The organism is Pseudomonas juntendi (genome assembly GCF_021560075.1).
GTDB lineage: Bacteria > Pseudomonadota > Gammaproteobacteria > Pseudomonadales > Pseudomonadaceae > Aquipseudomonas > Aquipseudomonas juntendi.
Genome location: NZ_CP091088.1, coordinates 631724 through 652104 on the forward strand (window position 1 = coordinate 631724; position 20381 = coordinate 652104).

12 protein-coding genes and 3 rRNA genes are annotated in these 20381 nt (G+C 58.9%); 13 read left to right on the plus strand and 2 right to left on the minus strand.

What is annotated here, in order from left to right; translation table 11 throughout:
* Positions 1 to 85: 85 nt before the first annotated feature.
* On the minus strand, positions 86 to 1003 hold the full coding sequence (locus L1P09_RS02875; protein WP_009685803.1) for a LysR family transcriptional regulator: 918 nt from the start codon (positions 1001 to 1003) through the stop codon (positions 86 to 88).
* A 118-nt stretch (positions 1004 to 1121) separates the two neighbouring features.
* Between L1P09_RS02875 and L1P09_RS02880 the strand changes: the two genes are divergently transcribed.
* From L1P09_RS02880 to L1P09_RS02915, 8 genes are all read left to right on the plus strand, one after another.
* A complete protein-coding gene (locus L1P09_RS02880; RefSeq protein WP_009685804.1) occupies positions 1122 to 2468 on the plus strand; it encodes an aspartate aminotransferase family protein in 1347 nt (448 codons plus the stop codon).
* A 72-nt stretch (positions 2469 to 2540) separates the two neighbouring features.
* Complete coding sequence (locus tag L1P09_RS02885; protein ID WP_009685805.1) at positions 2541 to 4034, plus strand: CoA-acylating methylmalonate-semialdehyde dehydrogenase; 1494 nt, start codon at positions 2541 to 2543, stop codon at positions 4032 to 4034.
* Between the two features lie 547 nt (positions 4035 to 4581).
* Positions 4582 to 6118 (plus strand): 16S ribosomal RNA (locus L1P09_RS02890).
* Positions 6119 to 6399: 281 nt separating this feature from the next.
* Positions 6400 to 9292: ribosomal RNA gene (locus L1P09_RS02895) — 23S ribosomal RNA — on the plus strand.
* A 134-nt stretch (positions 9293 to 9426) separates the two neighbouring features.
* Positions 9427 to 9542, plus strand: a 5S ribosomal RNA gene (rrf, locus tag L1P09_RS02900).
* The 16S, 23S and 5S rRNA genes sit together here, the layout of an rRNA operon.
* A 223-nt stretch (positions 9543 to 9765) precedes the next feature.
* Positions 9766 to 10425 (plus strand): paraquat-inducible protein A, encoded by a 660-nt coding sequence (locus L1P09_RS02905; RefSeq protein ID WP_054906122.1) that lies wholly within the window; start codon positions 9766 to 9768, stop codon positions 10423 to 10425.
* Positions 10412 to 11035: a paraquat-inducible protein A gene (locus tag L1P09_RS02910; RefSeq protein ID WP_009682078.1), complete on the plus strand. Its 624-nt coding sequence runs from the start codon at positions 10412 to 10414 to the stop codon at positions 11033 to 11035. Before L1P09_RS02905 ends, L1P09_RS02910 begins: the two co-directional genes overlap by 14 nt.
* The gene (locus L1P09_RS02915; RefSeq protein ID WP_054906123.1) at positions 11028 to 13328 is read left to right on the plus strand and encodes a PqiB family protein; all 2301 of its coding nucleotides are present in this window, start codon (positions 11028 to 11030) and stop codon (positions 13326 to 13328) included. Before L1P09_RS02910 ends, L1P09_RS02915 begins: the two co-directional genes overlap by 8 nt.
* Positions 13329 to 13477: 149 nt before the next feature.
* On the opposite strand, the gene rpsT is transcribed toward L1P09_RS02915, so the two are convergent.
* Complete coding sequence (gene rpsT / locus L1P09_RS02920; protein ID WP_003247625.1) at positions 13478 to 13756, minus strand: 30S ribosomal protein S20; 279 nt, start codon at positions 13754 to 13756, stop codon at positions 13478 to 13480.
* Between the two features lie 250 nt (positions 13757 to 14006).
* Between rpsT and murJ the strand changes: the two genes are divergently transcribed.
* The 5 genes from murJ to fkpB all read left to right on the plus strand — a co-directional run bounded on the left by murJ (position 14007) and on the right by fkpB (position 20380).
* Positions 14007 to 15545 (plus strand): murein biosynthesis integral membrane protein MurJ, encoded by a 1539-nt coding sequence (murJ, locus tag L1P09_RS02925; RefSeq protein WP_009682080.1) that lies wholly within the window; start codon positions 14007 to 14009, stop codon positions 15543 to 15545.
* A 118-nt stretch (positions 15546 to 15663) separates the two neighbouring features.
* Positions 15664 to 16614, plus strand: coding sequence for a bifunctional riboflavin kinase/FAD synthetase (gene ribF / locus L1P09_RS02930; protein WP_009682081.1), 951 nt, complete (start codon positions 15664 to 15666; stop codon positions 16612 to 16614).
* A complete protein-coding gene (gene ileS, locus L1P09_RS02935; RefSeq protein ID WP_235768439.1) occupies positions 16611 to 19442 on the plus strand; it encodes an isoleucine--tRNA ligase in 2832 nt (943 codons plus the stop codon). The genes ribF and ileS overlap by 4 nt, the downstream gene beginning before the upstream one ends.
* The gene (gene lspA / locus L1P09_RS02940) at positions 19435 to 19950 is read left to right on the plus strand and encodes a signal peptidase II (protein ID WP_235768441.1); all 516 of its coding nucleotides are present in this window, start codon (positions 19435 to 19437) and stop codon (positions 19948 to 19950) included. The genes ileS and lspA overlap by 8 nt, the downstream gene beginning before the upstream one ends.
* Positions 19943 to 20380, plus strand: a complete 438-nt coding sequence (fkpB, locus tag L1P09_RS02945) for an FKBP-type peptidyl-prolyl cis-trans isomerase (protein ID WP_009682083.1) — start codon at positions 19943 to 19945, stop codon at positions 20378 to 20380. The genes lspA and fkpB overlap by 8 nt, the downstream gene beginning before the upstream one ends.
* The last annotated feature ends 1 nt before the right edge of the window (position 20381 follow it).

A 20381-nucleotide genomic window follows, 5' to 3' on the forward strand; every position in this document is an offset into this window, starting at 1 on the left:
ATTCCGTACGGGTCAGTGGCTGCGGCTATCGGACAAGATTACCTGCCTGTGCCAAGGTGACAAGCGTTTGCGGCAGAGACAGGCATCAGCGTGTCGCAGCCAGGCTGTCGAGAAAGCTTTCCAGGACCAGGTTGGGTCGCCTGCCTTTGCGTGTCACCCAGCTCAGGCTCAGGTCGTAGAAGCGCTCGCGCGGTTTGAGTGCCCGCAAGCGGCCCTGCTGGACCCAGAACGTGGCGTAGTGGTCGGGCAGGTAACCGATGTAGCGCCCGGTAAGGATGAGAAACGCCATGCCCTCCCGGTCCGAAGCACTGGCCGTGCAGTGCAGCGCCTGGTAATGCGCCTGGATTTCGGCCGGCAGGCGGAACGTGGGGGTGATGGCTTCCTGGCTGTTGAGGCGCTCGTCGTCGATCTGCTGGTCGTCGGCATAGAACAGTGGGTGACCGACCGCGCAGTACAGCAAGGAACGCTCGCTGTACAACGGTTGATATTCCAGGCCCGAAAGCGGGCTGGTCTGTGGCACCACGCCTACATGCAGGCTGCCGTCGAGCACGCCGTGTTCGACCTGGCTGGGCGCGATCATGCGGATCTGGATGCGCACATCGGGGCCACGGTCCTTGAGTTCGGCCAGGGCATGGGTGATGCGCATGTGCGGCAGGGTGACCAGGTTATCGGTCAGGCCGATGTTCAGCTCGCCGCGCAGATGCTGGTGCAGGCCATTGACCTCGGTACGGAAGCTTTCCAGTGCGCTGAGCAGTTGCAGGGCTGAATGGTAGACCTCGCGGCCTTCCTCGGTCAGCGAGAAACCGGCGCGGCCGCGCTGGCACAGGCGCAGCCCCAGGCGTTGCTCGAGGTCGTTCATTTGCTGGCTGATGGCCGAGCGGCCGATGCCCAGCACGTTCTCGGCGGCCGAAAAACCACCGCATTCGACTACGCTGCGGTAGATCTTCAGCAGGCGGATGTCGAAGTCGCTGACCTGCGCAAGTGGATCGGGGCGTCGGCTCATTAGTTTAGTAGCGGCCTGTGTAAAGATTAGAAATGTAGGCTTTTTCAGACTCTATCCGCGTGCCAACTTAGCTGCAACCACATCCATCGTTGCCTGATCGTCTTTCGAGGAACCACCGATGAACATGCCTGAAACCGCCCCCGTGGGTATCGCCAGCCAGCTCAAGCTTGACGCCCACTGGATGCCGTACACGGCCAACCGCAACTTCCAGCGGGACCCGCGCCTGATCGTGGCGGCCGATGGCAACCACCTGGTCGATGACCAGGGGCGCAGGATCTTTGACGCGCTTTCCGGCCTGTGGACCTGCGGCGCCGGGCACACCCGCAAGGAAATCACCGACGCGGTGACCCGCCAGTTGGGCACGCTCGATTACTCCCCGGCGTTCCAGTTCGGCCACCCATTGTCGTTCCAGCTGGCGGAAAAGATCGCCGACCTGGTGCCAGGTAACCTGAACCACGTCTTCTATACCAACTCGGGCTCCGAGTGCGCCGACACGGCGCTGAAGATGGTGCGGGCCTACTGGCGCCTGAAAGGCCAGGCGACCAAGACCAAGATCATCGGCCGTGCCCGTGGCTACCACGGCGTGAACATCGCCGGCACCAGCCTGGGTGGGGTCAATGGCAACCGCAAGATGTTCGGCCAACTGCTGGATGTCGACCACCTGCCTCATACCGTATTGCCGGTGAACGCGTTCTCCAAAGGCATGCCCGAAGAGGGTGGCATCGCCCTTGCCGAAGAAATGCTCAAACTGATCGAGCTGCACGACGCGTCCAATATCGCCGCGGTGATCGTCGAGCCCATGGCCGGTTCCGCCGGTGTGCTGCCGCCGCCGAAGGGCTACCTCAAGCGCCTGCGTGAAATCTGCACCCAGCACAACATTCTGCTGATCTTCGACGAAGTGATTACCGGCTTCGGCCGCATGGGCGCCATGACCGGCTCGCAGGCCTTCGGCGTAACCCCGGACCTGATGTGCATCGCCAAGCAGGTGACCAACGGCGCCATTCCGATGGGCGCGGTGATTGCCAGCAGCGAGATCTACCAGACCTTCATGGACCAGCCAACGCCAGAGTACGCCGTGGAGTTCCCGCACGGTTATACCTACTCGGCCCACCCGGTGGCCTGTGCCGCAGGTATCGCTGCCTTGGACCTGCTGCAGAAGGAAAACCTGGTGCAGGCCTCCGCCGAGCTGGCACCGCACTTCGAAAAGCTGCTGCACGGCGTGAAGGGCACCAAGAACGTCGTCGATATCCGTAACTATGGCCTGGCTGGCGCGATCCAGATCGCCGCCCGTGACGGTGACGCCATTGTTCGCCCTTACGAAGCGGCGATGAAACTGTGGCGCGCGGGCTTCTATGTACGCTTTGGTGGCGACACCTTGCAGTTCGGCCCAACCTTCAACACCCAGCCGCATGAACTGGACCGCCTGTTCGACGCTGTCGGCGAAACCCTGAACCTGATCGACTGACCTTTCTGATTTTGCTGCGCGGCGCGTGCGCAGACGCGCGCCGGCCTCTACCTTCTTCATCTGGAGTTTTGCATGAGCATTGTTCAGCACCTGATTCACGGCGAGCTGGTTACCAAGGGTGAGCGCACCGCCGATGTCTTCAACCCATCCACCGGCCAGGCCGTGCGCAAAGTCGAGCTGGCCAGCCGCGCGACCGTGCAGGAAGCGATCGATTCGGCCAAGGCGGCGTTCCCGGCTTGGCGCAATACGCCACCGGCCAAGCGGGCTCAGGTGATGTTCCGCTTCAAGCAACTGCTGGAGCAGAATGAAGCGCGTATTTCGCAAATGATCAGCGAAGAGCATGGCAAGACGCTTGAAGACGCCGCTGGCGAACTGAAGCGTGGTATCGAGAACGTCGAGTTTGCCTGCGCCGCGCCAGAGGTGCTCAAAGGCGAGTACAGCCGCAACGTGGGCCCGAACATCGATGCCTGGTCTGATTTCCAGCCTTTGGGTGTGGTTGCCGGTATCACGCCGTTCAACTTCCCGGCCATGGTGCCGCTGTGGATGTACCCGCTGGCGATTGCCTGTGGTAACGCCTTCATTCTCAAGCCGTCCGAACGTGACCCTAGCTCAACCCTGTTCATCGCCCAGTTGCTGCTGGAGGCCGGTCTGCCGAAGGGCATCCTCAACGTGGTGCACGGTGACAAGGAAGCGGTGGATGCGTTGATCGAAGCGCCGGAAGTAAAAGCGCTCAGTTTTGTGGGCTCTACGCCGATTGCCGAGTACATCTATGCCGAGGGCACCAAGCGCGGCAAGCGCGTGCAAGCCCTGGGTGGTGCCAAGAACCATGCGGTACTGATGCCGGACGCCGACCTGGATAACGCGGTCAGCGCACTGATGGGGGCGGCCTACGGTTCGTGTGGCGAGCGCTGCATGGCCATTTCGGTGGCGGTGTGCGTGGGTGACCAGGTGGCTGATGCGCTGATCGCCAAGCTGCAACCGCAGATCAAAGCCTTGAAGATCGGTGCAGGCACCTCGTGCGGTCTGGACATGGGGCCATTGGTCACTGCCGCTGCGCGTGACAAGGTGGTGGGCTACATCGATGAGGGCGTTGCAGCGGGGGCCGAGCTGGTGGTGGATGGCCGTGGCTTCCGAGTGGCCGGGAATGAAGATGGCTACTTCGTGGGCGGTACCTTGTTCGACAAGGTCACGCCAGAGATGCGTATCTATAAAGAAGAGATTTTCGGCCCGGTATTGTGCGTCGTGCGGGTCAACAGCCTGGAACAGGCCATGCAACTGATCAACGATCATGAATATGGCAACGGCACCTGCATCTTCACCCGTGACGGTGAGGCCGCGCGTTTGTTCTGCGACGAAATCGAAGTGGGCATGGTGGGGGTCAACGTTCCGCTGCCGGTGCCGGTGGCGTATCACAGCTTTGGTGGCTGGAAACGTTCGTTGTTCGGTGACCTGCATGCGTACGGGCCGGACGGGGTGCGCTTCTATACCCGTCGCAAGGCTATTACCCAGCGTTGGCCGCAGCGGGCCAGCCATGAAGCATCGCAGTTTGCGTTCCCAAGCTTGTAAGGGGTGAGGGGAGCGGGGAGGCCGATAGGCCTCCCCGTTTTGCTTTTTAGGGTTTTCTTGAAATTAAAGGTTGACGCCCTCTCGAATCCCCTTATAATGCGCCCCACTTCCAGCGACAACGGAACGACAAACTCCTTGAAATTCAATGAGTTAATCGATTCGGAAGGTGCTGTAAGGGCTACGATCGAATGATCGAATGCGGTTGAGATGATGGTTGACAGCGCTTCTAAACGCTGTATGATTCGCCTCCCGCTACGAGAGATCGCAGCGAGTCAAGTGTTTGAAGCTAAACGAGTTTCTCGAAAATCTTCAAAATTAACGCTTGACAGGCTCTGAGGAAAGCGTAGAATGCGCGCCTCGGTTGAGACGAAACGCTCTTAACCACCGCTCTTTAACAAATCGAATCAAGCAATTCGTGTGGGTGCTTGTGAGTACGGACTGATAGTCAAAAAGATTATCAGCATCACAAGTGGCCATGCGAGAAATCACATAGTCATTTGAGATTGCTGAGCCAAGTTTAGGGTTTCTTAAAAACCCAAGCAGTATTGAACTGAAGAGTTTGATCATGGCTCAGATTGAACGCTGGCGGCAGGCCTAACACATGCAAGTCGAGCGGATGACGGGAGCTTGCTCCTTGATTCAGCGGCGGACGGGTGAGTAATGCCTAGGAATCTGCCTGGTAGTGGGGGACAACGTTTCGAAAGGAACGCTAATACCGCATACGTCCTACGGGAGAAAGCAGGGGACCTTCGGGCCTTGCGCTATCAGATGAGCCTAGGTCGGATTAGCTTGTTGGTGAGGTAATGGCTCACCAAGGCGACGATCCGTAACTGGTCTGAGAGGATGATCAGTCACACTGGAACTGAGACACGGTCCAGACTCCTACGGGAGGCAGCAGTGGGGAATATTGGACAATGGGCGAAAGCCTGATCCAGCCATGCCGCGTGTGTGAAGAAGGTCTTCGGATTGTAAAGCACTTTAAGTTGGGAGGAAGGGCAGTAAGTTAATACCTTGCTGTTTTGACGTTACCGACAGAATAAGCACCGGCTAACTCTGTGCCAGCAGCCGCGGTAATACAGAGGGTGCAAGCGTTAATCGGAATTACTGGGCGTAAAGCGCGCGTAGGTGGTTTGTTAAGTTGGATGTGAAAGCCCCGGGCTCAACCTGGGAACTGCATCCAAAACTGGCAAGCTAGAGTACGGTAGAGGGTGGTGGAATTTCCTGTGTAGCGGTGAAATGCGTAGATATAGGAAGGAACACCAGTGGCGAAGGCGACCACCTGGACTGATACTGACACTGAGGTGCGAAAGCGTGGGGAGCAAACAGGATTAGATACCCTGGTAGTCCACGCCGTAAACGATGTCAACTAGCCGTTGGAATCCTTGAGATTTTAGTGGCGCAGCTAACGCATTAAGTTGACCGCCTGGGGAGTACGGCCGCAAGGTTAAAACTCAAATGAATTGACGGGGGCCCGCACAAGCGGTGGAGCATGTGGTTTAATTCGAAGCAACGCGAAGAACCTTACCAGGCCTTGACATGCAGAGAACTTTCCAGAGATGGATTGGTGCCTTCGGGAACTCTGACACAGGTGCTGCATGGCTGTCGTCAGCTCGTGTCGTGAGATGTTGGGTTAAGTCCCGTAACGAGCGCAACCCTTGTCCTTAGTTACCAGCACGTTATGGTGGGCACTCTAAGGAGACTGCCGGTGACAAACCGGAGGAAGGTGGGGATGACGTCAAGTCATCATGGCCCTTACGGCCTGGGCTACACACGTGCTACAATGGTCGGTACAGAGGGTTGCCAAGCCGCGAGGTGGAGCTAATCTCACAAAACCGATCGTAGTCCGGATCGCAGTCTGCAACTCGACTGCGTGAAGTCGGAATCGCTAGTAATCGCGAATCAGAATGTCGCGGTGAATACGTTCCCGGGCCTTGTACACACCGCCCGTCACACCATGGGAGTGGGTTGCACCAGAAGTAGCTAGTCTAACCTTCGGGAGGACGGTTACCACGGTGTGATTCATGACTGGGGTGAAGTCGTAACAAGGTAGCCGTAGGGGAACCTGCGGCTGGATCACCTCCTTAATCGACGACATCAGCCTGCTGATGAGCTCCCACACGAATTGCTTGATTCATTTGCTGATGAGAATTCAGAAATGAACATTCGTTGATGAATGTTGATTTCTGACTTTTGTCAGACCGTTCTTTAAAAATTCGGATATGTGATAGATATAGACTGACACGCACTTTCACTGGTGTGTGATCAGGCTAAGGTAAAATTTGTGAGTTCTGCTCTTAATTGAGCGAAATGCGAATTTTCGGCGAATGTCGTCTTCACAGTATAACCAGATTGCTTGGGGTTATATGGTCAAGTGAAGAAGCGCATACGGTGGATGCCTTGGCAGTCAGAGGCGATGAAAGACGTGGTAGCCTGCGATAAGCTTTGGGGAGTCGGCAAACAGACTGTGATCCAGAGATCTCTGAATGGGGGAACCCACTCAGCACAAGCTGAGTATCTTGTACTGAATACATAGGTGCAAGAGGCGAACCAGGGGAACTGAAACATCTAAGTACCCTGAGGAAAAGAAATCAACCGAGATTCCCTTAGTAGTGGCGAGCGAACGGGGACCAGCCCTTAAGTTGATTTGAGATTAGTGGAACGCTCTGGAAAGTGCGGCCATAGTGGGTGATAGCCCCGTACACGAAAATCTCTTATCAATGAAATCGAGTAGGACGGAGCACGAGAAACTTTGTCTGAATATGGGGGGACCATCCTCCAAGGCTAAATACTACTGACTGACCGATAGTGAACCAGTACCGTGAGGGAAAGGCGAAAAGAACCCCGGAGAGGGGAGTGAAATAGAACCTGAAACCGTATGCGTACAAGCAGTGGGAGCCTACTTTGTTAGGTGACTGCGTACCTTTTGTATAATGGGTCAGCGACTTATATTCAGTGGCGAGCTTAACCGAATAGGGGAGGCGTAGCGAAAGCGAGTCTTAATAGGGCGTTTAGTCGCTGGGTATAGACCCGAAACCGGGCGATCTATCCATGGGCAGGTTGAAGGTTAGGTAACACTGACTGGAGGACCGAACCGACTACCGTTGAAAAGTTAGCGGATGACCTGTGGATCGGAGTGAAAGGCTAATCAAGCTCGGAGATAGCTGGTTCTCCTCGAAAGCTATTTAGGTAGCGCCTCATGTATCACTGTAGGGGGTAGAGCACTGTTTCGGCTAGGGGGTCATCCCGACTTACCAAACCGATGCAAACTCCGAATACCTACAAGTGCCGAGCATGGGAGACACACGGCGGGTGCTAACGTCCGTCGTGAAAAGGGAAACAACCCAGACCGTCAGCTAAGGTCCCAAAGTCATGGTTAAGTGGGAAACGATGTGGGAAGGCTTAGACAGCTAGGAGGTTGGCTTAGAAGCAGCCACCCTTTAAAGAAAGCGTAATAGCTCACTAGTCGAGTCGGCCTGCGCGGAAGATGTAACGGGGCTCAAACCATGCACCGAAGCTACGGGTATCATCTTATGATGATGCGGTAGAGGAGCGTTCTGTAAGCCTGTGAAGGTGAGTTGAGAAGCTTGCTGGAGGTATCAGAAGTGCGAATGCTGACATGAGTAACGACAATGCGAGTGAAAAACTCGCACGCCGAAAGACCAAGGTTTCCTGCGCAACGTTAATCGACGCAGGGTTAGTCGGTCCCTAAGGCGAGGCTGAAAAGCGTAGTCGATGGAAAACAGGTTAATATTCCTGTACTTCCAGTTATTGCGATGGAGGGACGGAGAAGGTTAGGCCAGCCTGGCGTTGGTTGTCCAGGTTTAAGGTGGTAGGCTGGAATCTTAGGCAAATCCGGGATTTCAAGGCCGAGAGCTGATGACGAGTTGCCTTTAGGCGACGAAGTGGTTGATACCATGCTTCCAAGAAAAGCTCCTAAGCTTCAGATAACTGGGAACCGTACCCCAAACCGACACAGGTGGTTAGGTAGAGAATACCAAGGCGCTTGAGAGAACTCGGGTGAAGGAACTAGGCAAAATGGCACCGTAACTTCGGGAGAAGGTGCGCCGGCGAGGGTGAAGGACTTGCTCCGTAAGCTCATGCCGGTCGAAGATACCAGGCCGCTGCGACTGTTTATTAAAAACACAGCACTCTGCAAACACGAAAGTGGACGTATAGGGTGTGACGCCTGCCCGGTGCCGGAAGGTTAATTGATGGGGTTAGCGCAAGCGAAGCTCTTGATCGAAGCCCCGGTAAACGGCGGCCGTAACTATAACGGTCCTAAGGTAGCGAAATTCCTTGTCGGGTAAGTTCCGACCTGCACGAATGGCGTAACGATGGCGGCGCTGTCTCCACCCGAGACTCAGTGAAATTGAAATCGCTGTGAAGATGCAGTGTATCCGCGGCTAGACGGAAAGACCCCGTGAACCTTTACTATAGCTTTGCACTGGACTTTGAATTTGCTTGTGTAGGATAGGTGGGAGGCTTTGAAGTGGGGACGCCAGTTCTCATGGAGCCATCCTTGAAATACCACCCTGGCAACTTTGAGGTTCTAACTCAGGTCCGTTATCCGGATCGAGGACAGTGTATGGTGGGTAGTTTGACTGGGGCGGTCTCCTCCCAAAGAGTAACGGAGGAGTACGAAGGTGCGCTCAGACCGGTCGGAAATCGGTCGTAGAGTATAAAGGCAAAAGCGCGCTTGACTGCGAGACAAACACGTCGAGCAGGTACGAAAGTAGGTCTTAGTGATCCGGTGGTTCTGTATGGAAGGGCCATCGCTCAACGGATAAAAGGTACTCCGGGGATAACAGGCTGATACCGCCCAAGAGTTCATATCGACGGCGGTGTTTGGCACCTCGATGTCGGCTCATCACATCCTGGGGCTGAAGCCGGTCCCAAGGGTATGGCTGTTCGCCATTTAAAGTGGTACGCGAGCTGGGTTTAGAACGTCGTGAGACAGTTCGGTCCCTATCTGCCGTGGACGTTTGAGATTTGAGAGGGGCTGCTCCTAGTACGAGAGGACCGGAGTGGACGAACCTCTGGTGTTCCGGTTGTCACGCCAGTGGCATTGCCGGGTAGCTATGTTCGGAAGAGATAACCGCTGAAAGCATCTAAGCGGGAAACTTGCCTCAAGATGAGATCTCACTGGGATCTTGAATCCCCTAAAGGGCCGTCGAAGACTACGACGTTGATAGGTTGGGTGTGTAAGCGCTGTGAGGCGTTGAGCTAACCAATACTAATTGCCCGTGAGGCTTGACCATATAACACCCAAGCAATTTGCTAGCGCAGATTGCGGTGGTGAAGATGACATGAACCGAAAGTTCGCAAGGCATCACAAACATCACATATCCGAATTCGCTGGGCTGTCCATCTGGACATTCTGGCTACAGAATTTCTTGACGACCATAGAGCATTGGAACCACCTGATCCCATCCCGAACTCAGTAGTGAAACGATGCATCGCCGATGGTAGTGTGGGGTTTCCCCATGTGAGAGTAGGTCATCGTCAAGATTCATTTCGCAAAACCCCTATCTGCACATGCAGGTAGGGGTTTTGTCTTTGTGCTCCCAAAAAGTCCCCTGGCCTCACAACAATCCCTGTGGGAGCGGGCGCGCCCGCGAACACCGGCGCAGCCGGTGCCATTCACCGCGCCGTGTGCTTCACCGGCACGCCGGCTCCCACAATTCGAGCCAGAACACTAGAATAGGCCCACGCACCTACTCAGAAGTACTCCATGTCCAATCCCATCGAACCTGAATCGCTGGCCCGGTTGCCGCTGGAAGAGCTTGTGGCCTGCCACGAATGTGACCTGCTGCTGCGCAAGCCCGTGTTACAACATGGTGAAAAGGCCCTCTGCCCGCGCTGCGGTTACGAGCTGTATGCTCACCGGCACAATGTGGTCAATCGCAGCCTGGCCCTGGTATTGACGGCCTTGTTGCTGTTCGTGCCAGCCAATTTTCTGCCCATCATGCAGCTGCACCTGCTTGGCCAAACGTCTGACGATACTGTCTGGAGTGGTGTGCTAGGCCTGTACAACTCGGAAATGCGTGGCGTGGCGGTGGTGGTTTTTCTTTGCAGCATGGCTATTCCATTAACCAAGTTGCTGTGCCAACTGGCTGTATTGCTGAGTATTCGCCTGAACGTGGGGCGCGGTTTGGGCCTGCTGTTCTACCGTATCTATCACCACCTGCGCGATTGGGGCATGCTCGAGGTCTATTTCATGGGTGTACTGGTGGCCATCGTCAAGCTGGTCGACCTGGCTGAATTGACCGTAGGGTTGGGGTTGTTCTGTTTTATCAGCCTGTTGTTGATCCAGGTTTGGCTGGAAGTGGTGATGTCACCGCATCAGATCTGGAGTGCGCTATCGGGGGAGGACCTGCATGCGGGCGATTGATGCGGGCATTCTGGTCTGCAATGAATGCCATGAGCTGAACCGGCAGGCGCCGGACAGTAAATCGCAAAGCTGCACACGTTGTGGCGCTGTAGTGCATGCGCGGCGTCCGAACAGCATCATGCGCACCTGGGCGCTGCTGATTGCCGCGTCGATTCTGTACATCCCGGCCAACGTGTTGCCCATCATGACCGTGAGTACCCTCGGCCAAGGCAGCCCGGACACGATCATGTCCGGGGTCATCACCTTGCTCAAGCACGGCATGGTGCCGATCGCTGCAGTGGTGTTCATTGCCAGCATCCTGGTGCCGACCTTCAAGCTGGTAGGCATCGGTTTGCTGCTGTACTCCGTACAACGGCGGCAACCCCTTTCGGCCCGGCAACGGATATTCATGTACCGCTTCATCGAATTCATCGGGCGCTGGTCCATGCTGGACATCTTCGTCATTGCCATTCTCGTGGCAGTGGTGAATTTCGGCCGAATCGCCAGTGTCGAAGCCAATTTGGGCGCCGTCGCCTTCGCAACTGTGGTGATCCTGACAATGTTTGCTGCTTTAACTTTCGATCCCCGACTGATTTGGGATAACACGGAGTCGGATGACGACCATGAGTGACCTGCCAACGGCTAAAACCCGCCCAGCCTCGAACTGGTCGGCCATCTGGATCCTGCCTTTGATCGCCTTGATGATCGGTGGTTGGCTCGCTTGGCAGGCTTACCGCCAGGCCGGTGTGGAGATTGAAGTGCGCTTCGAGTCGGGCGACGGGATCGTCGCCAACAAGACCGAGGTGATCTACAAAGGGATGCCGGTTGGCAAGGTCAAGAGCCTGGTGCTCGATGCCGAGGGTGAGAACCAGGGTGTTATCGCCACGATCGAAATGAACAAGGATGCCGAGCCGCATCTGACCAAGGGGACGCGCTTCTGGCTGGTGAAGCCCAGTGTCACCCTGGCAGGCATTTCAGGCCTGGAAACCCTGGTGTCTGGTAACTACATCGCAGTCAGCCCGGGCGAAGGTGAGCCTACCAAGCGCTTTACCGCGCTGAAGGTGGCGCCGCCACTGTCGGACAGCGAACCTGGCCTGCATCTTGTACTCAAGGCTGAACGGCTAGGTTCGCTCAACCGTGACAGCCCAGTGTTCTATAAACAGATCCAGGTCGGCCGGGTGAAGAGTTATCGCCTGTCCGAAGACCAGAGCACGGTGGAGGTAAAAATATTCATCGAGCCGGCTTACGCCAGCCTGGTGCGCAAACACACGCGCTTCTGGAATGCCAGCGGGGTAAGCATCGACGCTTCGCTTTCGGGTGTGAAAGTGCGTAGCGAGTCGCTGTCGAGCATCGTTGCCGGGGGTATCGCCTTTGCAACCCCGGAGTATCGCAAGGACAGCCCGCCAACCGACCCCAGCCTGCCGTTCCGCCTGTATGAAGACTTCGATGCAGCCCAGGCGGGGATCCGGGTAAAGGTCAAGCTTACCGATTACGAAGGCCTGCAGGCGGGTCGTACCCCGGTCATGTACAAAGGCATCCAGGTTGGCTCGCTGAAAACGCTGAAGATGGAAGACAACCTGGCCAGCGCTTCGGCCGAGCTGACACTGGACCCGCTCACCGAGGACTACCTGGTGGAAGGGACCCAGTTCTGGGTGGTCAAGCCTTCGATTTCCCTGGCGGGTATCACGGGGCTGGAGGCGCTGGTAAAAGGTAACTACATCGCCATTCGCCCCGGCGAAAAGGGCGCGCGGCCAGAGCGCGAGTTCGAGGCGCGTGCCAAGGCGCCGCCGCTGGACCTCAAGGCGCCTGGCCTGCACATGGTGCTGTTCGCCGATACCCTCGGTTCGCTGGAGGTCGGCAGCCCGGTGATGTATCGCCAGGTCAAAGTGGGGAGCGTGCAAAGCTATCAGTTCGCCCGCAACAGTAACCGCATCCTCATTGGTGTGCACATCGAGAAAGAATACGAAAAACTGGTCAACGGTTCGTCGCGCTTCTGGAACGCCAGCGGTATTACGCTGACTGGCGGCTTGTCCGGCATCAAGGTGAAGAGTGAGTCGCTGCAAACGCTGATGGCCGGTGGCATTGCCTTCGACACGCCGCGTGCGGATGTTCCGCTGAAGCGGCACATTCCGCGCTTCCGGCTGCACGAGAGCCAAGAGGCGGTGAACCGTGCGGGCACCTTGATCACTATCCGTGTCGACCGCGCGGATGGCCTGAAGCCAGGTACAGCGATTCGCTTCCGGGGCCTGGATGTGGGCAGCATCGAGAGCGTCGACTTGACCAATGACCTGCAGGCGGTGCTGCTGCGGGCGCGTATCACCGAAGCGGCAAATCGCATCGCCCGGGCCGGGACGCAGTTCTGGGTAGTCAAACCTGCGTTTGGCCTGGTGCGCACTGAGAACCTGGATACCCTGGTGACCGGCCAGTACCTGGAAGTGCAGCCGGCTACCAAAGACCGCGGGCCGCAAAGTGACTTCATTGCGCTGCCCGAGGCGCCGCAGGTGGCAGGGCCAGAGGTCGGCCTGCCGTTGACCCTCAGTGCACCACGCCGTGGCTCGATCAAGCCTGGGGTACCGGTTACTTACCGCGAGGTAGCGGTGGGTAAGGTGACAGGCTTCGAGCTTGGGCAGAGTGCTGACCGCGTGCTGATCCATATCCTGATCGAGCCGCGTTATGCCGCGCTGGTGCGCAGTGGCAGCCGTTTCTGGAACACCAGCGGCTTCGGCTTCGACTGGGGGCTGTTCAAAGGCGCGACCGTGCGCACCGAGTCGCTGGAAACCGTGATCGATGGTGGCATCGCCTTCGCAACGCCGGACGGCGAGCGGATGGGTAACCCGGCCCGGCCGCAGCAGACCTTCGCCTTGTTCGACAAGGCCGAGGACGAGTGGCTGCAATGGGCGCCGAAGATTCAGATAGGCAAGTAACAGCAGGCAAACACAGTCACTGGGGCTGCTTTGCAGCCCGGTGGCGACCAAGGCCGCCCCTGCAAAATTGCGGTTACACCTTGGCGCATGCCCAAATCGCAGGCAACAAAAAGCCGACCCTAGGGTCGGCTTTTCGACTTTAACGTCGCTTAGGCAGCTGCAGCTTCTTTCAGCGCCTTGATGTGGCCATTCAGACGGCCTTTGTGACGAGCAGCCTTGTTCTTGTGGATGATACCTTTGTCGGCCATGCGGTCGATTACAGGTACAGCCAGAACATAAGCGGCTTGTGCTTTTTCAGCGTCTTTTGCGTCAATGGCTTTAACTACATTCTTGATGTAGGTGCGGACCATGGAACGCAGGCTGGCGTTGTGGCTGCGACGCTTCTCAGCCTGTTTTGCACGTTTCTTGGCGGAAGGTGTGTTGGCCACCGTCGAGCTCCTCGAAAGACTTTAGGTAAATAGCAAACAAAATAGGCCGCGAATCATGCCGATCAGTCGAGCGGATGTCAAGGCCACCTGCAAGGTTCCGCCGAGCGGTGCGCCAACAAGCGGGAAAGATTCCTTTCTGCTGCGCGACCTGTACACTCGGGAATTTTTGGCTCCCCTGCGAAGGCGCGGGAGTATCGCACATTCGGATGCTGTCTGGCAGCGTCCTCTGTCATTGGCGTGAATCTTTTCGATGAACCTGCTCAAATCCCTGGCTGCAGTAAGCTCGATCACCATGATTTCGCGGGTGCTGGGCTTCATTCGCGACACCATTCTGGCGCGTATCTTCGGTGCGGGCATTGCCACCGACGCTTTCTTCATCGCTTTCAAGTTGCCCAACCTGCTGCGGCGCATTTTCGCCGAAGGTGCATTCTCCCAGGCCTTCGTGCCGATCCTGGCCGAATACAAGACGCAGCAAGGCGAGGAGGCGACCCGCACTTTCGTTGCCTATATCACCGGTTTGCTCACCCTGGTCCTGGCGCTGGTGACCGCCATCGGCATCCTGGCGGCACCCTGGGTGGTGTGGGCCACGGCCCCGGGGTTTGTCGACAGCACGGAAAAGTACGAACTGACCACGGCCCTGTTGCGGGTGACCTTTCCTTATATATTGCTGATCTCCCTGTCGTCCCTGGCCGGGGCGATCCTCAATACCTGGAACCGTTTCTCGGTACCGGCCTTTACCCCGACCCTGCTCAACGTGGCGATGATCGCCTTCGCGGTGCTGCTCACGCCGTACTTCAACCCGCCGATCATGGCCCTGGCCTGGGGCGTACTCGCCGGTGGCCTGGCGCAACTGTTGTACCAGTTGCCGGCGCTGAAGAAGATCGGCATGCTCGTGCTGCCCCGCCTGAACCTGCGCGATACCGGCGTGTGGCGGGTGCTCAAGCAGATGCTGCCGGCCATTCTCGGGGTGTCGGTGAGCCAGATCTCGCTGATCATCAACACCATCTTCGCCTCGTTCCTGGTGGCTGGCTCGGTATCCTGGATGTATTACGCCGACCGCCTGATGGAGCTGCCTTCCGGCGTGCTGGGCGTGGCCTTGGGTACCATCCTGCTGCCGACCCTGGCCAAAACCTACGCCAACAAGGACCGCGAGGAGTATTCGCGGATCCTCGACTGGGGCCTGCGCCTGTGCTTCCTGCTGGTGTTGCCGTGCACCCTGGCACTGGCCATTCTGGCCGAGCCGCTGACCGTGGCGCTGTTTCAGTATGGCAAGTTCAGCGCGTTCGATGCCGCCATGACCCAGCGGGCGCTGATGGCCTATTCGGTGGGCTTGCTGGCGATCATTCTGGTCAAGGTACTGGCACCCGGCTTTTATGCGCAGCAGAATATCCGCACGCCGGTGAAGATCGCGGTCTTCACCCTGGTCTGCACCCAGCTGTTCAACCTGGCCCTGGTCGGCCCGCTGGCGCATGCCGGGCTGGCCTTGGCCATCAGCCTGGGTGCCTGCCTGAATGCCGGCCTGCTGTTCTGGAAGCTGCGCAGTCAGCGCCTGTTCGAGCCGCAGCCGGGCTGGGCGATGTTCCTGGCCAAGCTGGTGCTGGCCGTGGCGCTGATGTCGGCAGTGCTGCTGGTGGGCATGCACTACATGCCGGCCTGGGAGCAGGGCATCATGCTGCAGCGCTTCATGCGCCTCGGCGTGCTGATCGTGGCGGGGGTCGTGACCTATTTCGGCTGTTTGTTCCTGTGCGGTTTCCGCCCCCGGCATTTCGCTCGCAAGGCCTTGCACTAGGGCTACCTGCGGGTCAGGCGTCGGTTTTTCGCATTCCACGCCGCCCCTGGGCGCTGCTGCCTGTCACCGGCGCCCGGGTGTGGTTATAATCGGCCACTTTATGAGCAAGAAGCGCGTTATGCAGCTGGTTCGAGGTCTTCACAACCTGCGCCCCGAGCACCGGGGCTGTGTCGCCACCATTGGCAACTTCGACGGGGTTCACCGTGGCCACCAGGCAATCCTGGCGCGCCTGCGCGAGCGCGGCCAGGCCTTGGGCCTGCCGACCTGCGTGGTGGTCTTCGAACCGCAACCGCGCGAGTACTTCGCGCCCGATACCGCACCTGCGCGCCTGGCCCGCCTGCGCGACAAGCTCGAGCTGCTGGCCGCCGAAGGCATCGACCGGGTGCTGTGCCTGGCCTTCAACCAGCGCCTGAGCAAGCTCGGCGCCGATGCGTTCGTCAAGACCATCCTGGTCGATGGCCTGGGCGTGCGTCACCTCGAAGTGGGCGACGATTTCCGCTTTGGCTGCGACCGCGCCGGCGACTTCGCTTTCCTGGTCGAGGCCGGCAAGCAATATGGCTTTACCGTCGAAGCTGCCAACACCGTGATTCAGGACGGCCTGCGGGTCAGCAGCACCGAAGTGCGCCAGGCCTTGGCCGACGGCAACTTCGAGCTGGCCGAGCACCTGCTGGGCCGCCCGTACCGCATTACCGGCCGTGTGTTGCACGGCCAGAAGCTGGCTCGCCAGCTTGGCACGCCCACTGCCAACATCCAGCTCAAGCGCCGCCGCGTACCGCTGTCCGGGGTCTACCTGGCCAGCATCGAAATCGACGGCAAGGCCTGGCCGGGTGTCGGCAACATTGGCGTGCGCCCCACCGTTGCCGGTGATGGGCGCCCGCACCTGGAAATTCATCTGCTGGACTATGCCGGCGACCTTTACGGCCGGCGCCTTACGGTGGAGTTCCACCACAAGCTGCGTGAAGAGCAGCGATTCGCCTCCCTGGAGGCGCTGAAGTCGGCGATCGATGCGGATATCGCCGCCGCACGTGCACATTGGCACGCTCAACCGCTAACGAAGAGCCTGAAATGACCGACTACAAAGCCACGCTTAACCTTCCGGACACCGCCTTCCCCATGAAGGCCGGCCTGCCTCAGCGCGAACCGCAGATCCTGCAGCGCTGGGACAGCATTGGCCTGTACCAGAAGCTGCGCGAAATTGGCAAGGATCGTCCAAAGTTCGTCCTGCACGACGGCCCGCCCTATGCCAACGGCAAGATTCACATCGGTCATGCGCTGAACAAAATTCTCAAGGACATGATCGTCCGTTCCAAGACCCTGGCCGGTTTCGACGCGCCGTACGTGCCGGGTTGGGACTGCCATGGTTTGCCGATCGAGCACAAGGTCGAGGTTACCCACGGCAAGCACCTGTCGGCCGACCGCACCCGTGAGCTGTGCCGCGAGTATGCTGCCGAGCAGATCGAAGGGCAGAAGACCGAGTTCATTCGCCTGGGCGTGCTGGGTGATTGGGACAACCCGTACAAGACCATGAACTTCGCCAACGAGGCGGGTGAAATCCGTGCCCTGGCCGAAATGGTCAAGCAAGGTTTCGTGTTCAAGGGCCTGAAACCGGTGAACTGGTGCTTCGACTGCGGTTCGGCGCTGGCTGAGGCGGAAGTCGAGTACGCCGATAAAAAATCGCAGACCATCGACGTGGCCTTCCCGGTTGCCGATGAAGCCAAGCTGGCTGCCGCCTTCGGCCTGGCGTCGCTGGCCAAGCCTGCCGCCATCGTGATCTGGACCACCACCCCGTGGACCATTCCAGCCAACCAGGCGTTGAACATCCATCCCGAGTTCACCTACGCCCTGGTCGACACCGGTGAGCGCCTGCTGGTGCTGGCTGAAGAACTGGTCGAGTCGTGCCTCAAGCGTTACAACCTGGAAGGCTCGGTCATCGCTACCGCCCAAGGCGCGGCGCTGGAGCTGGTCAACTTCCGTCACCCGCTCTACGACCGCCTGTCGCCGGTATACCTGGCCGACTACGTCGAGCTGGGCGCCGGTACCGGGGTGGTGCACTCCGCGCCAGCCTACGGTGAAGACGACTTCGTCACCTGCAAGCGTTACGGCATGGTCAACGATGACATCCTTACCCCGGTGCAGAGCAACGGTGTGTTTGTCGAGTCGCTGCCATTCTTCGGCGGCCAGTTCATCTGGAAGGCCAATCCGGCCATCGTCGAGAAACTCGGTGAAGTCGGTGCGCTGATGCACACCGAAACCATCAGCCACAGCTATATGCACTGCTGGCGCCATAAAACCCCACTGATCTACCGCGCTACCGCGCAGTGGTTCGTGGGTATGGACAAGCAGCCGACTACCGGCGAGCCGCTGCGTGAGCGCGCGCTGAAAGCCATCGAGCAAACCAAGTTCGTTCCGGCCTGGGGCCAGGCACGCCTGCACGCGATGATCGCCAACCGCCCAGACTGGTGCATTTCGCGTCAGCGCAACTGGGGCGTACCGATTCCGTTCTTCCTGCACAAGCAGACCGGCGAGCTGCACCCGCGCACCGTCGAACTGATGGAAGAAGTGGCCAAGCGCGTCGAGCAGCAGGGCATCGAAGCCTGGTTCAAGCTGGACGCTGCCGAACTGCTGGGCGCTGAAGCCGAGCAGTACGACAAGATCGCCGACACCCTCGACGTGTGGTTCGATTCGGGCACCACCCACTGGCACGTGCTGCGTGGCTCCCACAACATCGGCCACGCCACCGGCCCGCGCGCCGACCTGTACCTGGAAGGCTCCGACCAGCACCGCGGCTGGTTCCACTCGTCCTTGCTGACCGGTTGCGCCATCGACAACCATGCGCCGTACCGCGAGCTGCTGACCCACGGCTTCACCGTGGACGAAAACGGCCGCAAGATGTCCAAGTCGCTGGGCAACACCATCGAGCCGGAGAAGGTCAACAACACCTTGGGCGCCGACATCCTGCGCCTGTGGGTTTCGGCTACCGACTATTCCGGTGAAATGGCCGTTTCCGAGCAGATCCTGCAGCGCAGCGCCGACGCCTACCGGCGTATCCGCAATACCGCACGCTTCCTGCTCTCGAACCTGTCCGGTTTCGACCCGGCCCGCGACCTGCTGGCCCCGCAAGACATGCTGGCGCTGGACCGCTGGGCCGTGGACCGCACCTTGTTGCTGCAACGCGAACTCGAAGAGCACTACAGCGAGTACCGTTTCTGGAACGTGTACTCCAAGGTGCACAACTTCTGCGTGCAGGAGCTGGGCGGCTTCTACCTCGACATCATCAAGGACCGCCAGTACACCACCGGCGCCAACAGTGTCGCCCGCCGTTCCTGCCAGACTGCGCTGTATCACATCAGCGAAGCGCTGGTGCGCTGGATCGCACCGATCCTGGCGTTCACCGCCGACGAAATCTGGCAGTACCTGCCGGGCGAGCGCAACGAGTCGGTCATGCTCAATGGCTGGTACCAGGGCCTGAGCGAGCTGCCGGAAGGCACCGAGCTGGACCGTGGCTACTGGGACCGCGTCATGGCGGTGAAGGCCTCGGTCAACAAGGAGCTGGAAAACCAGCGTGCCGCCAAAGTCATTGGCGGCAACCTGCAGGCTGAAGTGACCCTGTACGCCGATGAGGGCCTGAGCGCCGACCTGGGCAAGCTGGGCGACGAGCTGCGCTTTGTGCTGATCACCTCCGCTGCCAGCGTGGTGCCATTTGCCCAGGCGCCTGCCGAAGCGGTTGCCACCGAAGTCGAGGGCCTGAAACTGCAGGTGGTCAAGTCCGGCCACGCCAAGTGCGGCCGTTGCTGGCACTTCCGCGCCGACGTTGGCAGCCACCCGGAGCACCCGGAAATCTGCAGCCGTTGCGTCGACAACCTGACCGGCTCGGGTGAGGTGCGCCACTATGCCTAACCCTGCAGCGGGCCGCTTCGGGCGCCTCGCATGGCTGTTGCTGAGCTTGCTGGTCCTGGTCATCGACCAGGCCACCAAGCTGTATTTCAACAACGCCCTGACCATGTACCAGCAGATCGTCGTCATACCTGACTACTTCAGCTGGACCCTGGCCTACAACACCGGCGCCGCGTTCAGCTTCCTGGCCGACGGCGCCGGCTGGCAGCGCTGGTTGTTCGCCCTGATCGCCGTGGTGGTCAGCGCAGTGCTGGTGGTGTGGCTCAAGCGCCTGGGGCGCAATGAAACCTGGCTGGCCGTGGCGCTGGCGCTGGTGCTCGGTGGGGCGATCGGCAACCTGTACGATCGCATCGTGCTGGGCCATGTGGTCGACTTCATCCTGGTGCACTGGCAGAACCGCCACTACTTCCCGGCTTTCAACGTGGCCGACAGCGCCATCACCGTTGGTGCGGTAATGCTGGCGCTGGATATGTTCAAGAGCAAGAAGTCCGAGGATCCGGTCCATGACTGACACCCGTATCGGCCAGAACACCGAAGTCACCCTGCACTTCGCGCTGCACCTGGAAAACGGCGACACCGTAGACAGCACGTTCGACAAGGCCCCGGCAACCTTCAAGGTCGGCGATGGCAACCTGTTGCCGGGCTTCGAGAACGCCCTGTTCGGCTTCAAGGCCGGTGACAAGCGTACGCTGCAGGTTGCGCCAGAAAATGCCTTCGGCCAGCCCAACCCGCAAAACGTGCAAGTCATGCCGCGGTCCAACTTCGAAGGCATGGAGCTGTCCGACGGGCTGTTGATCATCTTCAACGACGCCGCCAACGCCGAACTGCCAGGGGTGGTCAAAGCGTTCGACGACGACCAGGTGACCATCGACTTCAATCACCCACTGGCTGGCAAGACCCTGACCTTCGAGGTGGAGATCCTCGAGGTGAAGGCCCTGTAAG